Origin of the sequence: Arcicella aurantiaca (assembly GCF_003148625.1) — a bacterium.
In the GTDB taxonomy this organism is placed as follows: domain Bacteria; phylum Bacteroidota; class Bacteroidia; order Cytophagales; family Spirosomataceae; genus Arcicella; species Arcicella aurantiaca.
Map to the genome: position 1 here is coordinate 282,231 of NZ_QGGO01000002.1, position 15,642 is coordinate 297,872.

The 15,642-nt window shown below is 34.8% G+C and carries 16 protein-coding genes; 8 read left to right on the forward strand and 8 right to left on the reverse strand.

Annotated features, from left to right (window positions below):
* Positions 1 to 20 precede the first annotated feature (20 nt).
* Entirely contained in the window at positions 21 to 2,591 is a 2,571-nt protein-coding gene (locus tag LV89_RS02885; protein WP_109741349.1) for a zinc-dependent metalloprotease, read from the forward strand.
* Between the two features lie 116 nt (positions 2,592 to 2,707).
* Here LV89_RS02885 and LV89_RS02890 read toward each other — a convergent pair whose 3' ends face one another.
* The 6 genes from LV89_RS02890 to LV89_RS02915 are packed head-to-tail and all read right to left on the reverse strand — an operon-like array spanning position 2,708 to position 6,778.
* A complete protein-coding gene (locus LV89_RS02890; protein ID WP_146199060.1) occupies positions 2,708 to 3,337 on the reverse strand; it encodes a hypothetical protein in 630 nt (209 codons plus the stop codon).
* Between the two features lie 13 nt (positions 3,338 to 3,350).
* The gene (locus tag LV89_RS02895) at positions 3,351 to 4,646 is read right to left on the reverse strand and encodes an LVIVD repeat-containing protein (RefSeq protein ID WP_109741351.1); all 1,296 of its coding nucleotides are present in this window, start codon (positions 4,644 to 4,646) and stop codon (positions 3,351 to 3,353) included.
* A gap of 15 nt (positions 4,647 to 4,661) precedes the next feature.
* Complete coding sequence (locus tag LV89_RS02900; protein ID WP_109741352.1) at positions 4,662 to 5,045, reverse strand: hypothetical protein; 384 nt, start codon at positions 5,043 to 5,045, stop codon at positions 4,662 to 4,664.
* A 29-nt stretch (positions 5,046 to 5,074) separates the two neighbouring features.
* Positions 5,075 to 5,599, reverse strand: a complete 525-nt coding sequence (locus LV89_RS02905) for a hypothetical protein (protein WP_109741353.1) — start codon at positions 5,597 to 5,599, stop codon at positions 5,075 to 5,077.
* Positions 5,600 to 5,651: 52 nt separating this feature from the next.
* The gene (locus LV89_RS02910) at positions 5,652 to 6,254 is read right to left on the reverse strand and encodes a hypothetical protein (protein WP_109741354.1); all 603 of its coding nucleotides are present in this window, start codon (positions 6,252 to 6,254) and stop codon (positions 5,652 to 5,654) included.
* Positions 6,251 to 6,778 carry an RNA polymerase sigma factor gene (locus tag LV89_RS02915; protein WP_109741355.1) on the reverse strand — a complete coding sequence of 176 codons (528 nt, stop codon included), beginning with the start codon at positions 6,776 to 6,778 and terminating at the stop codon, positions 6,251 to 6,253. Before LV89_RS02915 ends, LV89_RS02910 begins: the two co-directional genes overlap by 4 nt.
* Before the next feature lie 145 nt (positions 6,779 to 6,923).
* On the opposite strand from LV89_RS02915, the gene LV89_RS02920 reads away from it, so the two are divergent.
* The 7 genes from LV89_RS02920 (at position 6,924) to proC (ending at position 13,438) form a co-directional block, all read left to right on the forward strand.
* Entirely contained in the window at positions 6,924 to 7,838 is a 915-nt protein-coding gene (locus LV89_RS02920; protein WP_109741356.1) for a DNA adenine methylase, read from the forward strand.
* Positions 7,831 to 8,529 (forward strand): MutH/Sau3AI family endonuclease, encoded by a 699-nt coding sequence (locus LV89_RS02925; RefSeq protein WP_109741357.1) that lies wholly within the window; start codon positions 7,831 to 7,833, stop codon positions 8,527 to 8,529. Before LV89_RS02920 ends, LV89_RS02925 begins: the two co-directional genes overlap by 8 nt.
* A 4-nt stretch (positions 8,530 to 8,533) precedes the next feature.
* Entirely contained in the window at positions 8,534 to 9,412 is an 879-nt protein-coding gene (locus LV89_RS02930; RefSeq protein WP_109741358.1) for a DNA-methyltransferase, read from the forward strand.
* Between the two features lies 1 nt (position 9,413).
* Positions 9,414 to 10,868 carry an Asp-tRNA(Asn)/Glu-tRNA(Gln) amidotransferase subunit GatB gene (gene gatB / locus LV89_RS02935; protein ID WP_109741359.1) on the forward strand — a complete coding sequence of 485 codons (1,455 nt, stop codon included), beginning with the start codon at positions 9,414 to 9,416 and terminating at the stop codon, positions 10,866 to 10,868.
* A gap of 89 nt (positions 10,869 to 10,957) precedes the next feature.
* Entirely contained in the window at positions 10,958 to 12,100 is a 1,143-nt protein-coding gene (locus tag LV89_RS02940; protein ID WP_109741360.1) for a TlpA disulfide reductase family protein, read from the forward strand.
* A gap of 100 nt (positions 12,101 to 12,200) precedes the next feature.
* Entirely contained in the window at positions 12,201 to 12,587 is a 387-nt protein-coding gene (locus tag LV89_RS02945; protein WP_109741361.1) for a four helix bundle protein, read from the forward strand.
* A 50-nt stretch (positions 12,588 to 12,637) separates the two neighbouring features.
* Positions 12,638 to 13,438, forward strand: coding sequence for a pyrroline-5-carboxylate reductase (gene proC, locus LV89_RS02950; protein ID WP_109741362.1), 801 nt, complete (start codon positions 12,638 to 12,640; stop codon positions 13,436 to 13,438).
* A 61-nt stretch (positions 13,439 to 13,499) separates the two neighbouring features.
* Here proC and LV89_RS02955 read toward each other — a convergent pair whose 3' ends face one another.
* Both LV89_RS02955 and LV89_RS02960 read right to left on the reverse strand, forming a co-directional pair.
* Positions 13,500 to 13,889: a MerC domain-containing protein gene (locus LV89_RS02955; protein WP_109741363.1), complete on the reverse strand. Its 390-nt coding sequence runs from the start codon at positions 13,887 to 13,889 to the stop codon at positions 13,500 to 13,502.
* 51 nt (positions 13,890 to 13,940) lie between these two features.
* Entirely contained in the window at positions 13,941 to 15,368 is a 1,428-nt protein-coding gene (locus tag LV89_RS02960) for a DUF1800 domain-containing protein (RefSeq protein ID WP_109741364.1), read from the reverse strand.
* Positions 15,369 to 15,642 lie beyond the last annotated feature (274 nt).

The following is a 15,642-nucleotide window of genomic DNA, read 5'->3' on the forward strand; positions in this document are numbered from 1 at the left end:
ATAAAACAACACGATTCATCATGCTAAAAATTTCCCACAAAGCATTATTCTTAGCTTCAGCGGTTTGCCTAACCATCTCTGCACAAGCACAAGATAAAAAAGGAGATGCTAAAGCACCAGCGGCTGCACCAACAGCTCCTGCTAAACCCGCCGAAGCACCCAAAACAGGCCCTAAACCATACAAAGAGGTTATTACGGACAAAGCAAAAACCACAAAAGGCTTATTTACTGTTCATAAATTAGAGGATAAATACTTCTTCGAGATTCCTGATTCATTGATGGGACGTGAAGTGATGACGGTAACTCGTATCACCAAAGCGGCAACAATTCCGGGAACTTACGGCGGAGAAATGTTGAACCGTCAGGTGATTAATTTTGAAAAAGGCCCTGATAATAAAGTATTTTTAAGAGCAATCCAATACATCAACGTTTCGCCAGATTCTACTGCTCCGATGTACAAAGCTGTTAAAAACTCAAACGTACAACCAATTGCACAAGCCTTTGATGTGAAAGCATTTAAAAAGGATTCTGTTAGCAAACAAGGTTCAACGGTAATTGAAATAACGGATTTCTTTAAAGGAGATAATCAAATTGTTTCATTGCCTCCGTTTACGAAGACAATGTACAAAATCACTTCTATTGCTGCCGACCGTTCTTATATCCAAAGTATTAAAACATTCCCGATTAATACTGAAATCAGAACAGTAAAAACTTTCAATGGAACGCCACCAATGCCATCTTTTGGAGGTGCTCCAAGCCCAATTCCTTCGGTGAATATTCCTGCCATTGCGGCATCGGGTGCGGTTACGATGGAAATTAACACGTCCATGATTTTGTTGCCAAAAGAAACGATGAAGCAACGTTATTTTGACCCACGTGTTGGATATTTTGCTAATGGTTATACTGTTTTTGACGAAGGTTCGCAACGTACTGAAGACCGTACTTTTGCTGTTCGTTGGCGTTTAGAGCCTAAAAATGCCGAAGATGCAGCTAAGCAAAAACAAGGTCAATTGATTGAACCTAAAAAACCAATTGTCTATTATATCGACCCTGCAACGCCTGCCAAATGGAGAAAATATTTGAAATTAGGTGTTGATGATTGGCAAAAAGCATTTGAAGCGGCTGGTTGGAAAAACGCTATCAGAGCTGAAATCTTAGCAGATAATGACACCACTATTAGTTTAGAAGATGCACGTTATTCGGCTATTCGTTATTTTGCTTCGGATATTGAAAACGCTTATGGCCCCAACGTACACGACCCACGCTCAGGCGAGATTTTGGAAAGTCATATCGGTTGGTATCATAACGTAATGAAATTATTGAAAAAATGGTACATGACGCAAGCCGCTGCCGTTGACCCAAGAGCAAGAAAGAATAAATTGGATGATGAATTGATGGGAGATTTAATTCGTTTTGTATCATCTCACGAAGTTGGTCACACGATTGGGTTACGCCATAATTTTGGTTCAAGTAGTACAGTGCCTGTTGAAAATTTACGTAATCCGAAATGGATTGCTGAACACGGACATACGCCTTCAATCATGGATTATGCTCGTTTTAACTACGTTGCACAACCAGAAGACGGTGTAAAGGATTTATATCCACGCATTGGCGAATATGATATTTGGGCTATCAAATGGGCATATCAAACACTTGATGGTGCAACTGCTGAAGACGACCAAAAAACTTTGAACAAGCAGTTTATTACGGAATATGCTAAAAATCCAAGAATTTGGTTTGGTACAGAAATAAACCCGTATGACCCACGTACACAGTCGGAATGTTTGGGAGACAACAACATGTTGGCAAGTGAATATGGTATCAAAAACTTGAAAAGAATTGTTCCAAATTTAACAGAATGGACAAAAGAAGAAGCTCAAGATTATGATATGCTTTCAGAAGCTTACGGAGAAATCGTAACTCAATATCGTCGTTATATTGGTCATGTTACCAAAAATGTAGGCGGTATTTATGAAACACCAAAAACAACCGACGAAGCTGGTACAGTTTATGAGCCAACGCCACGTAGCATTCAAAAAGATGCCGTTTTATGGTTAAATCGTCAGGTTTTTGAAACACCTACGTGGTTATTAGACGGAAAAATTATGGCTCAAATTCGTCCAGACCAAGGTCTTGATGCTATCAGCCGTATTCAAGAAGCAACATTAACCAACTTATTAGCTGTTGACCGTTTGCAACGTTTAATTGAAACAAATGCTAAATATGCTACTGCATATAGTTTAGACGAAATGTTTACAGATGTTCGTACTTCTATTTGGTCAGAATTGCGTTCTCGTAAAGCAATTGATGCTTCTCGTAGAAATTTACAGAAAATTTACGTTGAGAAAATGATTTCAACTCTAAACGCAACAGGGGTAGCTCCAACTGGAGGATTCAGTTTCAGAGGAACCGTTGTTCCTGCGGCGGTTGACCCACGTAAAACAGATATTATTTCAGTATCACGTGGTCATTTATTGACATTGAAAGACGAAATCAAATCAGCATTGGTTCAACCAACTTTAGATAAAATGGGCAAATATCATTTACAAGATTGTTTGTTCAGAATTGAAAAAGGTCTTGACCCGAAATAATGATTGATTAAATAAAAAACGGCTTGGTTCTACGTAGAATCAAGCCGTTTTTCATTTGTCAACTAACCGCTGACGAGGTCTTTAACCGTCGTCAGGGTTATTGTCAGATTAACTATTTAAAAATTCACCCCTAATCTTATCGCCATTCGGTTGAAATTATATTGGTTTTCGATAAGATAAGGATAATCCAACGTTCCATTATCAATTTTACTTTTGAAACGATTATGCTTATACCCAACACTCAAAGTAAAATTGGCATTTCCACCTGTCGGAATTAATAAACCTACCATCGGGCTAATAGCTAAACCTCCCTTTATTTCATTACTTGGAGAAATTTCATCATTGAGCCACATAAATCCGAAACCTGCATCTATTCCTGCAAAAGTTTTAACCTTTTTCGTTTTAATATCTCCAAATGTATTACGGATTCCTAATGAAATCGGAATGATTTGATAACTACTAAACCAATCCACGCCAACGGTTGCTCCTACCGCCAAGTTTTTATAAACCTTCAAACCATTAAATGTTTGAATGGTAAAATTGGTACTTGCTTTTACGGTGTAACTATAATTCGGGTTTTGAATAGCATTTGGCGTTATTTGATATGATTTCCCGAATAAACCTCCAATATCGGTAAAATTGACATAATTTTCTTTTACAAAACGCTTAAAAGAATTTTGCGTTTTCTCCTGCGAATACGCCATCGTACATACAAGCAAGAACATACCCGTGATTATCTTTTTCATATTTGTCAATGCGTTAAGATGCCGTTTTTACTGCTATTTTACTCAATAATTTCAAACTATTCGGATTTGAATAATCATACTGATACAAGCCATCTTTCCCAATTAACATCAAGGTATTATTAAGCGGAATAACATCAAAAGCATTCATTTCTTTGAAGTGTTGTAATTGCTTAATATTCATCACATCGTTGGCATCAAAGGTCTTCAAACCGCCTGTTCCTTCACAGATAAATAGTTTTTTATTATCAATTCCTAAACCGTAAGGGCTATCCATTGGATAAGTTTTCTTCAAAATTGGACTTGCTGGATTCGACACATCAATAACATCTAATTGATTGGCACTCGCTGCTCCACATCTGGTAAAATTATTAACTGAACGGAGCGTTACATACGCAATATCGTTTTCAACCACCACAGGGTCACAGGCACGGGCGTGGTCGAGACGAGATAAATACGTTGGTTTTTGTGGGTTGGCATTGTCCCAAATTTGTACACCTGTTGATGTTCCTAAGAACAATTTATTCTTGTACGGAAAAATGGTTTCAATGCCAAAACCCAAATTAATACTTCCTTCTTGCGAAGGATTTGAAGGGTTTTTGAGGTTAAAAAGTTTCATATCACTTTGCGTAACGGCATACAATCTATTATCCACAATGGCAAAACGAGCCGTTGAGCCACTCACGCCTGTACCATTTGCCGTAGGTAAACCCGTTTTGATTCCGCCAGAAGACAACCCTTGGTCAAAGGCGATTCCACCCCCGTAATAATAAACAGGATTTTGGGGTTCACAGGCTACTTCTTGCGTTGTGGTGTATAATTTGTACTTAGAGTCATAAATTGTTTGGTCGCTTGCATTATAACTCCATGTAATACCGTCAACTTGTCCATTATTAAAAACGTCTTTATTTCGAGATACTTCTTTTACGTCATTTGGATTGGTAATGTCAAGAGCCACAAAATCGGTGTAACTGTCGGCATAAAGAATATTTCCATTAACAGCAATGTCAATATTTCCTAAAATTTGAATAAAAGAAACCGCCTTCGGAGCAGACGGATTAGAATTATCTATTATATGAATACCTTTTTTGACTTCATTAATAAACAAAAAATTATCTTTCACATAGATTTTACCGGGGTTTTCCAAAGCCTGAGCAGGCAGTGTTTTAATGCCACTCCGCAACTCAGAAAGAGTCACTTTCACAGATTCTGCACCTCTATAAGTAACTGTTTGCGTACAATTATCTTTACAAGAGGCAAAAGCAGTTACTAACGCTACCCATTGGAGCGTTCTAAAAATTACCTTTTTCATGACGTTAAGATTTAATTAATTTGAAGTACAAACTCCATTCAGACAATTAACGGTTGGAGGAATTAATGCTTCGCAAGTACCCATTTTATTGTACTTTACATTCAGTTCTTTCTCTAAATTGGTATAAGCTGTTATTTTCTCTGTCAATTGCTTTTCATCTGTTTTAGATAAAGCATAGATGATAAATCTGGAAGGACCACCGCATGGTCTTGCCCCCATTTCAATTACCTTACAATCGTCGCCACCTGCACAAGTTTTATTTTTGGCGAATAAATCTATTTCTGTTGCCAGATTTACTAATTTTTGTTCGTCTGAAACATTGGTAATATCATCATTTTTAGTACAAGAAGAAAATAGTACAAAACCAACAATAGAGAGTTTCAAAAAAAGCGTTTTCATTTTGTTTACGGGTGAGTTTATAGTTTATGTTAATATTTAATTTCAGAAAAAACATCAGCCACGGTTTTTCCATATTTAGCTAAATAAGCAGGGAATGGCTGATTGATTACATCATTATCACTTCTAAAAACAGCATCATCAATTCGCCACGTTTTAATTTCTTGTCCACTAACTTTTAATTGAATAAAAAACATTCCACCGTCGGCACAACCTGGACAACCAAAAGTTTTGCTCGATTCTTTCGTTAATTCAGCGGGAAAACTGCTTACAAAAACCTTAGCTTTTTGATATTCGCTATCTGGCAATTGATAGCCCGAAAACTGATAGTTTTCTTGATTTTTGCAAAATACTCTTGAGGTATCAGCATATAATTTTCCTTGCTCAATTTTATAAATGACATTTGCTCCACAAATTCTTCCTAAACCCACATACCCAAAAACAAGATAGTCGGAAGATGTTGCCAAAGTGGATTCAGCAATATTTATATCATCTTTTTTGCAAGATTTAATTGACAACACTGCCATGAAAAACATTAAAAAAGTTGCTATTTTCATCGTTATATATTTTTAAATTGAGTATATTTTTTCTAAAAACTAATCCTTATTTTTACTGATAAACCCCTATTCCACCCGAAATTCTAACATTTCTAAAGATAGGTTTCTTCTTGGGTTTAGGCTTTGGTTTTTCATAATAAGGTGTTTGTTCATGTTGTAAGTCTGGTGTAGTAGTCGTAAAATCCAAAGGGATTTGTTTTGGTGAAATTGGTGTAATAAAATCAACTGAATCTATGAGTATTTTTTCTACCTTTTCAGTTTGTATTTCCACTATTTGAGGCTCAACAATTGTTTCTTCTTTGGGAATAATTACTTTGGGAGTAGCTATTCTTTCTTTGGGTTTAATAGCTATTATTTCATTCGTTTTAGACAAAATTTCTTCTTTTTTCTCTACAACAACTCGCTTATTTTCTATTGCTGGAAATGGTTTTATTTCCTCTTTATTTCCAACAAAATACCACAATGCAATGCTTAAAATCAATGCAGAAACGGCTCCCCAATAATAGGTTTGATTCCCTGATTTTGGTTGAATATTGTTGTCTAAACTTACCTCAATCTTCTCCCAAACTCCCTCTGGAGGAGTCATAGAAGCATCATCAAAGGCATTTTGCCATTGCTCCTCGAAAGAATTATGTTGTAAATCGTCTATATTCATTTCACTGATAAAATTCCCTGTAAAATTGCCTTTGCTCGTGCATATTGCGATTTTGAAGTTCCTTCTGAAATATTCAACATTTCGGCAATTTCGTTGTGTTTATATCCTTCAATGGCAAATAAATTAAAAACCGTCTGACAACCCTTTGGTAGTTTTTGAATCATTTCAATTAATTCCTTAAAATGGATTCCTTCTATCCCCGATTGAAAATCACTAATCTGATTTTCATAATCTTGAATATCCCCCATATCCTGAAAATGTTGTTGCGAGCGTATTTGATTGATAGCGGTATTCACCACAATTCGTTTAATCCAAGCCCCTAATGTACTTTCTGCACGAAATTTGTCTAAATTTTGGAAAATCTTGATGAAAGCTTCTTGCAAAATATCCTCAGCCTCAGCTTGACTTTGGGCATAGCGGTTACACACGACCAACATTCGCCCTGCGTAGGCATTATATAGCTTTCGTTGGGCATTTCGGTCATTTTGTAAACAGGCTTGTATAAGTTGAGCTTCGGTTTCCAAAGAAATTATAACATTTCAATCTTCATTTTTATAAAGACTCAATTTACTTTAAAACGGTTGGAATGAAGGTAAAATTTTCTATCAATAATTATCAAGGAGGTTTTGTTATCTTTGTGGATATTTTCATGATAGCAAATAATAAAGGTTGAAAAATAAAGTAGCGAAACCATTTTTAAAATGGGCAGGAGGTAAAACTCAATTAATCGGAGAAATAGAGAAAAATTTACCTTACGAAATGATGGGTCATAATTTTACTTATCTTGAACCATTTGTGGGTAGTGGGGCTGTATTGTTTTGGATGCTCAACAATTTCCCGAAATTAGAAAAAGCTGTCATTTGTGATATTAATGAGGATTTAATCAATACTTACCAAGTTATTGCATCAAATCCCAAAGAATTGATTTCTACTCTCTATCAGTTTCAAAACGAGTATCATTCTTTAGAAACAAAAGAAGAAGAGAAAAAGCAATACTATTATAACAAAAGAGACATTTATAATTTGAGGCAAACGGATAAAATTATCCAATCTGCATTATTTATTTTCCTTAATAGAACTTGCTTTAATGGTTTGTATCGTGTTAATCAAAAGAATGTGTTTAATGTACCTATGGGTGCCTATAAAATGCCTACAATTTGTGACGACGTTAATTTATTGGCGGTGAGTGAAGTCTTAAAGAAAGTTGAAATAATACACGGGGATTATGAAAAGTCGTTAGAATATGCTGAAAAAAACTCTCTATTCTATTTTGACCCTCCTTACAAACCATTAAGTAATACTTCATCTTTCAATTCTTATGCAAAAGATGTTTTTGATGATAATGAACAAATAAGATTAAGAGATTTTTGTTCAAAGTTAAATATCTTAAAACACAAATGGATATTAAGTAATTCAGACGTTAGTGGAGAAAATACAAACAATGATTTCTTTGATAAAATATATGATAATTTCTTAATCAAGAGGGTGAAAGCCAAAAGAAGTATTAATGCAAATGCTTCAAGAAGAGGAGAATTAAATGAGTTATTAATCACAAATTTTAATATGATTTTAGAATATGCTTAGTAGTAAAGCCATAACAATATTAACACCCCTTTTTAAAATAATTGAAGAATCAAAAGGTAAGACTATTGGTGAAATTAAGTCATTATTAAACCATGAGAGAACCAATATGAAAAAAGGGGCATCAGGTTTAATTGTTGAAACATTATTAGGAATTAAAAATAACAATAACGCAGATGCCGATATTCCTGAAATTGGTTGTGAAGTTAAAATTTTACCTATTCAAAAAAATAGAAATGGTGAAGTAAAAGTAAAAGAACCCACTCAAATTCAGATGATAAACTATTTTGAAGTAGCAAATGAAAAGTGGGAAACAGCTAAAATCAGAAAAAAAATTACCCTAACTTTTTGGATTGTTTACTTAGCTAAAGAAAATAGCAAGTCACTTAATCAAGATGACTATAAAATCATTGACTACTTTATTGATCATCCAAATGAGTATAAATTACAGATTTTTCAGAGAGATTGGGAAGCAATACAATCATACATAATAAATGGCTTAAGTGATAAATTATCATGTAGCATGGGCGAATATATTGAACCTAAAACAAAAGGAGCGAACAATCAAGATGTAACAAACGCACCTGACGGAAAGGGTGGAATATTAAAAGCAAGGAGAAGAGCATTTTACTTTAAAAAGAAGTACACTAACTCTCAAATTATACCCAATATTGACTTAAAGACTCTATTGTAAATTAATGATTATACCTTTCTTTAGCTCTACTGATAAAAACTTTAATCTCCTTCAAGGTGATTCTACACAACTATTGCCACAATTCGAGCATAAATTTGATATGGTTTTCGCAGACCCTCCTTATTTTTTATCAAATGGAGGATTATCTATTCAAAGCGGGGAAATTGTTAGTGTAAATAAAGGAGATTGGGATAAATCTCAAGGGCTCACTTTTATACACGACTTTAATAGAAAATGGCTTTCATTAGTTCGAGACAAAATGAAAGAAGATGGAACAATTTGGATAAGTGGGACAATGCACAATATTTTCTCTATTGGGCAGATTCTCATAGAATTAGATTTTAAAATACTGAATATTATTACTTGGGAAAAAACAAATCCCCCTCCCAATTTTTCATGTAGGTATTTTACCCATTCAACTGAACAAATAATTTGGGCTCGTAAAAATGTAAAAACACCACATTTTTACAACTATGAACTTATGAAAAGGTTGAATGGAGATAAACAAATGAAAGATGTTTGGACGTTACCAGCTATAGCTCCTTGGGAAAAATCGTGTGGTAAACACCCTACACAAAAACCTTTATCTGTTTTAACAAGACTTATATTAGCTTCAACTAAACAAAACGCATGGATACTCGACCCTTTTACAGGAAGTAGCACTACGGGAATTGCCGCAAATTTAACAAATAGACGATTTTTGGGAATAGACCAACAATTAGATTTTTTAGAAATCAGTAAGAACAGAAAAATAGAAATTGAGGACTTAAAAATAAGAAATATATACAAGCAAAAGCTGAGTGGATTTAGTGAAAAAACACAACTTGACCAATTTCTATTAAATGAACCACAAATAGCTTATCAATCAGAATTATTATTTTAGAATGAAACAAGAAATCAGAGATAAATACGAAGTCGTTATTGGCTTAGAAGTACACGCTCAGTTACAGACTGAAAGTAAAATTTTTGCGGCTGATGCTGCCTCTTTTGGCGGTTTGCCCAATACGCATATTTCACCTATTACGCTCGGACATCCAGGTACGCTTCCGAAACTCAATCGTAAAGCAGTAGAATATGCCATCAAAATGGGTTTGGCTTGCAATTCTCAAATTACTGAAAACCAATATTTCGACCGTAAAAATTATTTCTATCCTGACCTCCCAAAAGGTTATCAAATTACGCAAGATAAAACCCCAATTTGTATGGGTGGTGGCGTGAAGGTAAAGCTTTCGACGGGCGAAAAAACAGTTCGTTTTCATCATATTCATTTAGAGGAAGACGCTGGAAAATCGCTTCATGCAGAGGGTTCAACTGATAGTTTGATTGACTACAATCGTGCTGGAACGCCATTAATTGAAATGGTTACTGAACCCGAAATTAAATCTGCCGAAGAAGCCGCTACTTTTATGAATGAGGTTCGTAAATTGGTTCGTTATTTAGGTATTTGCGACGGAAACATGGAAGAAGGTTCGCTACGTTGTGATGTCAATATTTCGGTAATGCCTGTTGGTAGCAAAGTATTTGGTACAAAAGTTGAAATCAAGAATATGAACTCAATGCGTTTTATCCAAAAAGCTATTGAATATGAAGTGGTTAGACAAATTGATGCCGTAGAAAATGGAGAGAAATTAATTCAAGAAACTCGTAGTTTTGACCCTGCAACGGGACGTACTTCGGGTATGCGTGAAAAGGAAACCCAAAACGATTATCGTTATTTCCCTGAACCAGATTTAGTGCCTTTGACTATTTCAGAAGCATGGCTTTCGGAAGTGAAAAACATGATGCCCGCTTTGCCTTGGGAGCTTTTTGAGAAATTTACGAAGCAATATAATTTACCAGAATACGACGCTAACGTTTTGACTGAAACTCGTGAAGTAGCAGAATATTTTGAAGCAACTTCTCAGTTTACCAAAAACTACAAAGCGGTTTCCAACTGGATTATGGGTACGGTGAAATCTTACTTAAACGATAATAATTTAGAAATTGGTCAATTAACCGTTACTCCCGAACGCTTGGGAGCATTGATTAATCTGATTGACGAAGGAAAAGTAAGTACGTCAACTGCCGCACAGCAAATCTTCCCAGAGTTGGTACAAGATTCGAGCAAAACACCTTTGCAAATTGCCGAAGCAAAGAATCTAATTCAGCAAAGCAATACCGATACACTTCAATCGTTAATTGATGAGGTTTTAGCAAATAATCCTGCTAAAGTAAAAGAATACAAATCGGGTAAAAAAGGACTTTTAGCAATGTTCATGGGCGAAATCATGAAAAAGTCAAAAGGTTCTGCCGACCCAAAAGTTACAACGGCATTATTGCAAAAAACATTAGAAATGTAAAACGGACGGTTCGACGCATCGACAGCCTTGTCCGTAAACATAAATTAAGTATTACTCTTTTGACGGACAAGGCTGTCCGTATTACATATATGAAAAAGCTATTTTTGGGCGTAATATTCGCCATGATTTCTACCATTACTTTCGGGCAAGGCAGTAAACCTGTGGCTATTACGGGAAAGGTCAACAATGTTGTTCCCGACAAAAAAGTTTATCTACAATTTATCAATGGCAGAGGAACTCCCGTAACGATGGATTCAGCCAATGTTGCTGTCGATAAAACCTTCAAATTCAATGCAAATATTATTGATGGCGGTGGTTATTATTTACTCAATTTCTTCGGAATGGAATTGAGCCAAAAGATTTTATTAATCTTAGAAGGAGGCGAAACAATTAATATAATTGCCGACGGAATGGATTTACCCAACAAACGTGGTACATTCCAAATAACAGGCAATTCTAAGAATATTGAATATTTTAATAGAATCTTAAAACTGAATACCGACTTACAGGCCAAAGTAGAAACTTGGAATAAACAAGTAGCAACCGCTCAAGCCAAAAAAGACGAAGCCACTTTGCAGAAAATCCAAAATGATTTTCAAGCCGCACAGCAAGCTAATGTCAATAAAATCAAAGCAATGATTCCAGAAATGGGAACAAATTTGGTAGCATTATGGACGGCAGGCAATTTCTTAAATCCAGAAAATGATTTAGAAACCTTAACGCAAGTTTCAGAAAGATTCAAGGCAGAAAAACCAAATTCTCCTAACATACACATCAAGACTTTTCATCAGCAAATTATGCGTTTGAAAGGTGTAGATGTAGGTTCTGAAGCACCCGAAATTGCGATGAAAACGCCTTCAGATAGCACATTAGCACTTTCTTCACTTCGTGGAAAATATGTACTGATTGACTTCTGGGCAAGTTGGTGCGGGCCATGTAGAAAAGAAAATCCAAATGTGGTAAGAATGTATTACAAATTCAAAGACAAAGGTTTTGATATTTTCTCAGTAAGTCTCGACCAAGAAAAAGAATCATGGGTAAAAGCCATTGAAAAAGACGGATTACCTTGGCATCATGTTTCAGACCTGCAATTTTGGAACTCCGCCGCCGCCGCCGCTTATGGCGTACAAGCCATTCCTGCTACCTTTTTATTAGACAAAGAAGGAAAAATTATAGCTAAATTTTTAAGAGGAGACGACTTAGAAAGGAAATTAGAAGAAGTATTGAAATAGGTAATCAGAAGATAGATTTTAGAGAAAAGAGAATAGAGAGTTATTGTTTTACACTTAGTTCATCATAGAGATTATACTTTACACTTAAAAATTAATTGAAATGACTAATAAAATAGCCAATCACAAAAGCTATTCTTTTGCTTTAAGAATAATCAAACTCTATCAGTTATTGTCGAAAGAAAAACAAGAATATGTTATTTCAAAACAAATATTGAGAAGCGGAACCGCTATTGGGGCGTTAATTCGTGAAGCTGAATGTGCAGAAAGCAAAGCAGATTTTATTCATAAATTAGCTATTTCCAATAAAAAAGCGAACGAAACACATTATTGGATTATGCTTTTGAGAGATAGCAATTTGATAGATACTAAATTAGCCAACTCTTTTCTCCTTGATTGCGAAGAATTACAAAAACTGCTTAATTCAAGTATAAAAACAGCCAAAACTAATCTAAAAACAATTAAAAAAGATAATGAGAATCAGAAATAGCAAAGCGATAAACACTATCATCTAAACTCTATTATCTATCATCTAATAACATGAAAGTAGCCATCATCGGAGCAGGAAATATGGGTATGGCATTTGCCAAGTCATTCATCCAATACGAATTAGTAAAAAAAGAAAACCTTTTTTTGATTGAAAAAAATGCCGAACGTGCTGAAGCTCTTCGCCAAGAAAAAGCAGGCGTTGTCATTGATACTATTTCTCCTAAACTCGGAGAATATGATTTGATAATTTTATCGGTTAAACCACAAGATTTCGCTTCCTTAAAAGACGAGCTTGCGTCTGTTATCCAGCCTAACCAATTGGTTTTGAGCATCATGGCAGGTATTTCAATTGATAAAATCAAAGAATCCCTCAATCATAATTTAGTAGTACGTGCAATGCCTAATACACCTGCATTATTAGGTATGGGTATGACGGCATTCTCGGCAGCAGGAGATATTACTTTAAGTCAATTAAAGAAAGTAGAAAACCTTATCAACTCAACCGGAAGAGCCGTTTTCTTAGAAGATGAAAGCCTTTTAGATGCTGTTACAGCAGTGAGTGGAAGTGGTCCTGCGTATTTCTTCTACTTAGTAAAAGCAATGGTTGAAGCAGGAAAAGAATTAGGGTTTGAAGACTCAATGGCTTCATTATTAGTGAAACAAACAATGTTAGGTTCGTTTCATTTGATTAATAATTCCGAGAAAAGTTTAGATGAATTAATTAAAGCTGTTGCTTCAAAAGGAGGAACGACAGAAGCAGCCTTGAAACGTTTTGAAGAGGGTTTATTAGCTCAAAACCTCAAAGAAGGTATTTTTGCAGCACAAAAAAGAGCAACCGAACTTTCTAAATAGGAATTTTGGGGGTTGGGGGTTAAAAAACTATAATAACAACTAACCCCTAACTTCTTATAAATTAACAGTTACAAGCTTTTTTATATTTCCAATTAAAGTAATATGCAGCAGCAATAAATAATGCACCAATACTGCCTGTAAGAAATTCTAAACTCTCTCCTAACCACAAAATCTCCATCAATTTAGTACATAAACTTGCACCTAATAATACCAAAGGCAAATAGTTTTGATGCTTACGAAAATCAGTATATAAAAGCGTTCCTGCCAAAATCAAACTTCCACCAATAAACCAAATCTCCCACGAATGATTGACTAAGCTACTCCCTAAAAATGGAAGCACAGTTATTAAAACAGGCGTTGCGATACAGTGAATTGCACAAGCCACCGAAAGGTAAAAACCCAACTTCTCTATCTTATTATTGTCGTGCGAATGGTTCATTGTTGTAATCATGTTGCAAAAATAATAATTTGCAACATGATTGCAAAAGAAAAGCCAATATTTTTAACACAACTGATATTCTGGTAATGATGTAATACTTTGCGAAGCCATTTTTAATAACTCAATACCTGATTTTCCATCTATTTTTTGCTGAATAAACGCTTTTTGCTGAAGAGATAATGGTCTGGGCAATAAATAAGAAGACAATTTTTCAATAATTGTCGGTACATCTTCTTCCGAAAATTCATTTTGAAATGCCGACCAGTTAATCGCTGCCTGCATTCTATTTACTTTTTTACTGAGGTTTTCGGTATTAACATCACCGTCATCTTTAAGTTTAAAATTGATTTCAGAATCTTTAAAAATGATTTCGGGTAATTTCATCCTTGTCATTAAAGTTGAAGAATCTATCCAATTTTTTCCACCAGACCAACCCGCAACATTTGGCGGATAAAATAAAACCTGTCCCAATGATTTTTGAATAAACAAAACAGCTTGTCTTTGTTGAAAATCAATCCCAAAATTTCGTTGTAAACCAACCAATAATTCAACAGGAGACTTTATTCTTGTACCAATATTTTCAGGGTTATAAAACCAATCACTTTTAAAAACGTATTCCATCAAATCAGCAATATCATAATCGGTTGAATGAAAACGTTTTGCCATTTTATCAACTAACTGATTATCAGCATTTTCATTTACGAAGTAACGATAAATTTTAGTACAAATAAAAGTAGCAGTTTGAGGATTTTGAAGGATAATTTTCAAAATATCTTCTCCGTTAAAATTACCCGTTTTCCCTTGAAAAGTCTTTTGACCATTATCATGCTGATTAGGTCTAAAAACAAACTCTCCCTGCAAATTGGAAGTCCAACCTGTAAAAGCTCTTGCCGCTTCTTTTACATCATTTTCAGTATAATTTCCTCGCCCCAAAGTAAACAATTCCATTACTTCACGAGCAAAATTTTCGTTTGGCGAATTCTTCTTATTCTGCTGATTATTAAGAAATTGCAACATATCTGGGTCTTTTGAAACTGCCAAAAGTAAATCTCCAAATTTTCCCAAAGCATTTTCTCTAATTACATTATGTTGAATTTGAACAGTTAGCGGTCTTCTTCCTCTACAAGCGAAATGCCCGTGCCAAAATAAGGTCATTTTTTCACGAAGCATTCCTTCTCCCGATGCCATTCTATTTATCCACAAATAATTCAATTCTGCGATTTTCTCTCTCGCTTCTTTTAATTTTTCTTTTATTTCATTTTCAGAAGCACCCTTTAATTCTAATAAAGTCTTTAAAGCTTTCTTTCTGATAACTTCTTTATCTTCATTTTCTACCACCAATAAAGGAATTGCTTTTTCAGAATTGCTCAATAAAAATTTTAAGGCTTTATCAGGAGATTTCTTTCCAAATTCCTTCACTTGAGCAGGCGTAGCACCAAAACCTGCTCGCATAAATAAATGCTCAACTTTTATCTGATTATCTATTTTCATATCTTAAATATTTTCAATAAGACACGTTTTTAATAGGAAGGTTTAAGTGGGGAATTAGTTATTGGTGATTAGAAACTGGTAGAGTCCTTATTCCCATTTATATATTTTGTGGAGCTACCCAATAAATTTGAAAATTCATATAAGTAAGTACAGTGACTATTTAAGAATTATGATTGCCATGAATTTGATAATCAAGCTCATGATAATACAAAATCCTAACCCCTAAATCCCAAACCCTACTAAAAACAAAAATCCTTCTCAATTTTGAATTGAG